Annotated in this window: 5 protein-coding genes; 1 reads left to right on the forward strand and 4 read right to left on the reverse strand. The window is 43.6% G+C overall.

Annotated elements, in window-relative coordinates; all coding sequences use genetic code 11:
• The 3 genes from MR847_RS04555 to MR847_RS04565 form a co-directional block, all read right to left on the reverse strand.
• Positions 1 to 293 (reverse strand): AAA family ATPase (locus MR847_RS04555; RefSeq protein WP_287723064.1); only part of this gene is annotated, 293 nt, incomplete at its 3' end.
• A 211-nt stretch (positions 294 to 504) separates the two neighbouring features.
• On the reverse strand, positions 505 to 936 hold the full coding sequence (locus MR847_RS04560) for a hypothetical protein (RefSeq protein ID WP_146139481.1): 432 nt from the start codon (positions 934 to 936) through the stop codon (positions 505 to 507).
• 328 nt (positions 937 to 1264) lie between these two features.
• A complete protein-coding gene (locus tag MR847_RS04565; RefSeq protein ID WP_287723065.1) occupies positions 1265 to 1387 on the reverse strand; it encodes a hypothetical protein in 123 nt (40 codons plus the stop codon).
• A 143-nt stretch (positions 1388 to 1530) separates the two neighbouring features.
• On the opposite strand from MR847_RS04565, the gene MR847_RS04570 reads away from it, so the two are divergent.
• Positions 1531 to 3780 (forward strand): InlB B-repeat-containing protein, encoded by a 2250-nt coding sequence (locus MR847_RS04570; protein ID WP_287723066.1) that lies wholly within the window; start codon positions 1531 to 1533, stop codon positions 3778 to 3780.
• Between the two features lie 2 nt (positions 3781 to 3782).
• On the opposite strand, the gene MR847_RS04575 is transcribed toward MR847_RS04570, so the two are convergent.
• Positions 3783 to 3944: SDR family oxidoreductase (locus MR847_RS04575; protein ID WP_287723067.1), on the reverse strand; the 162-nt coding region annotated here is incomplete at its 5' end.

The following is a 3944-nucleotide window of genomic DNA, read 5'->3' on the forward strand; positions in this document are numbered from 1 at the left end:
TAGATGCTCTCGTATTCCGAAAGCATTGAATTCAGTTGAGTCTGCAATACATTTAAGCTGGTGTACTTGCTCCGGCTGAAATCGAACCGCAGCACCGGGTGTTTTTTCCACTCGGTTTCAAGCTTTTCCATGGCAAGCCCCATGAAGAGTTCCTTGCGACCGCTGAAGTAGTCATCTAGCGTGCTGATGAGGAGAGACTTTCCGAAACGGCGTGGACGTGCAAGGAAATAGACCTTGCCGTCCTCGGCCAACTTGTGGACTAGCGCGGTTTTATCAACGTAGATTGCGTTCATTTTCCGGATTTCGGAAAACGTCTGTATGCCTATGGGGAACTTTCTTGCCATGTCAACAATATACACAATGCTCCACAATCTTTGCAAATTCCGAAGAGCATTTTAGATGAAAAAGGTTAAAACCATTGGATCTTACCTTATAAAAAGTTTTATGTCGCTTTTATGAGGAGCTCTCTGTATTTCTAGTTTTTTTCTTATTAAACAAATTTTTTCAATACTCGTCAATCGCTTTATCTAGATAATGCGAAGATGCTCTCGCACCGACAAGGCCCACAGAAAAAGAAATCGCTGAGCCAATAAACATGTACTTACTATAAGGCGGCGACTGAACAAATCCATACCCAAGCAAAAAGCCACTTAATCCCCCAAATACGTACCCAATTCCCATAAGCACCTTCGAGATTTTGGCATCGCGTCTGGAACTTTCGTTCTCTAGTAGGAGCTGTGTCACCTCCGACAAATCCACGACTTTTCCATCTACGTAATATTCTTTACAAAAACCAAATAAGCCAGAATCGTAATATATCAAGTGGCGCTGATTTACAACTTCTACTTCGTCAACATTCTGCGAAACAGAATCTACTGGCGAAGGCATTTCCTGAGCAAACAATGCGCACGAAAGCAAAAGAATCATTTTAAGCATATTGCACATAAACAAGCGCTCCATAATTAAGCAAATATGTACAAAATAACAAAAAACTCCCCGAGCGCTGGGCCGGGGAGAAGGAAGCTCAAAATATTAAGCGAGAAACCGAAAGAAGCGTCACAAAAAGAAAGATTAAATCCGTTAATTTTTGGGACGGATAAAATCTTTTTCTAGAGATTTTACATTATAGCGTTCCGCTTGATGCCCTGCACACATCTTCACTATGCAGTAAGAAGCCAAAAGCACCAAGGCAAAAAAAAGAGACATCAAGTAAACAGCATTTCGCGCTTACCAGAGAAAAAAAAGAAATGATGGGCAAAATCTATCACTTGCAGAACATCGCATGGACGACTTTTTTCGTCCTAGTCATCCCATCCTTACTCATGCAGTATCCTTCATCGAAAAAGCCCATAAATTTGAGGGTTCCGTCTGCGCGATAAACGTTCATCCAGCATTGGCAAACGCCTAGTGAATTTGTTTTTTTGCGTCAAATTTAAAAATTATCACCAGCAAGGTGCGCTATGTTCAAAAAAAATCATTGTCGTATTGCTATTCGTTGCTTGCGGAGCCTTTGCCGAATGGGCCGGCCTGATGGACAAACCCGATACTCGACTTGTAGACGACGCCGAATACTACGTGATCAAATCGGCGGAACATTTGGCCTGGTTCGCGAATGAAGTAAACCTAGGTTCCAAATCATTGAAAGCGATTTTGGATACGAACATTATTTTTGGGGCAAATGCTTACACCAAGTGCACAAAAAACTGGACGCCGATGGCAAATTTTTCCGGGGTAATCGACGGGAACGGCTACACCATTTTCGGGCTCAACGTGTCTGAATCAAACGCAGGACTTGTCGGTACCTTAAGTGGCACCATCAAAAATTTAACTATCGCCTATTCGAGTTTTACCGCTTCAGGAGCAAGCGGAATCGCCGGCGCCTTTGCAGGAACAAACAGCGGAACCATTTCGAATTGCGTGAATGAAAAATCCCCCGTGTACGGCTATGCTTATGGAGGAGGTATCACCGGAAAAAATTTCGGCAGCATTCAAAATAGTGCAAACAAATCGACAGTCTCTGCAGACTATTATAATGGACATGCAGGCGGAATCGCAGGTTCGAATACAAAAAATATTTCCAACTGCTCAAACAGCGGAACCATCTCCTACTCGGGGACATCCGGTCAATACAATTACATCGGAGGAATTGTCGGCGACAATTCGGGAAGCGTCGTCTCCTGCAAAAATACAGGCGCCGTTACTGGAATTTACGCAGGAGGAATAGTCGGTTACGCAACCGCAGGATCCGTGCAAAAAAGCTCCAATTCAGGAACTATCCGCGGTTACAACATCGGAGGAATCGTTGGATATGTAAAATCTTCCATATCCATATCCAACTGCGCAAATTATGGAAATCTTTCCGGAGACTCATATGGCGCATCCGGCGGAATCGCAGGATACATGACCGGAAGCACCACGCTATCCTTCAGTACCGCATCTTCCATTACCGTGGGATATAGCGGCGTCAAAGGTTCTCTTTACGGAAACCTTTATGGAAATGTGCAATATGCCTATTACGATTCACGGAGTAGCCTAGGAGCCTACGGTATAAAGAATCAATACGCTTCGACAAGCAACGTTTCCAGCATGACAACTGCGAACATGCAAAAAGACCTTTTTGCTTGGAATTTAAATACAAAGTTCGGAACACTTTCCAATTCCGGAATCTGGTGCAGAACGAACGGCTACCCTCAAATTGCAGACGCAAACTGCAAAGCGACAAGGCGCGTTATTTTTGATAACAACGGACAAAAGACAACCATATACACCAATTCCCAAGGACAAGTTTCTTTGCCCGCAAATCCCGTTACTGCCGAAGATCAAGTTTTTATGGGATGGTTTAACGAAGAAACTCCCATAACAGGCAAAACCGTCATCACTCAGGACATCACAGCTAAGGCTGTTTTTGCGAACAAAGAAGATTTATTCTATTCCGTTCGTTTTTTCAATGCGGATTCCACCCTCCTCGACTCTCTTTATTTGCAGTATGAAACGATTCCTGAATGGGAAGGCATCGCAAACAAGGATCCTTCCGTTCAATATACTTATGCATTTATCGGATGGGATAAAGAAATTATTCCGGTCACAGGCGACGCCGATTACTATGCGATCTATGATTCTACAGTCCGAAAGTATGAAATCGTCTTTATGGATTTTGACAATTCTATTCTTCAAAAAGACTCCATCGTCTACGGAGAAATTCCTTCCGGCATTCAAGCTCCCGAACGATCAGCTACCAAGAAATTTTCGTACCAATTCAAAAGTTGGAGTCCGGAAATTTCCACAGTCGTAAAAGACGCCCAATATAAAGCCCTTTACGATTCTACCCAATTCAGCTGTACAATCCATCTCGATATGGAAGATTTCTCGATGGAATCCTCCATCGGCTGTGGCAACCTGTTCACACTGCCTTCCGTTCCAGAAAAAGACGGATATACTTTTGAAGGCTGGTTTCATGAAGGCGAAAAACTGGGAGTCGCAGGCGATGAAATCGAAATTCTGGAAGACCTCGCGATTTCCGCCAACTATTCCGAAAATTCAGACAATAAAACAGGCATCGTTTTCCATCCAGCGCTATCTCATTTTTCCGTAACCGTTCATGCCCATCAATTGCAGATTTCAAATGCTGTCGTCGGGTCGAAATACTTCCTGTTTAATCCGCAAGGAAAGGTTCTTTTACAAGGTAACGTCACAAGTTCCCATTTTAGCCTTGCCGGAATGCAACCGGGGCATTACCTAATCCGCATTGGAAAAAGCACTCGGGTTATCGTAATTCAATAAATTCAAGAATCTTTGGAAGGGCTATACGTCCAACCGCAATCATTGTGGTAAATCATCTGACGGGTCATTCCCCCGTCAATGCAAACATTTTCGCCAGTGATGAATCCCGCTTTTTCGCTCGCAAGGAAAAGCACCATGTTGGAAATATCGAGCGGATTCCCGAC

The organism is Hallerella sp. (assembly GCF_022776125.1).
In the GTDB taxonomy this organism is placed as follows: Bacteria; Fibrobacterota; Fibrobacteria; order Fibrobacterales; family Fibrobacteraceae; genus Hallerella; species Hallerella succinigenes.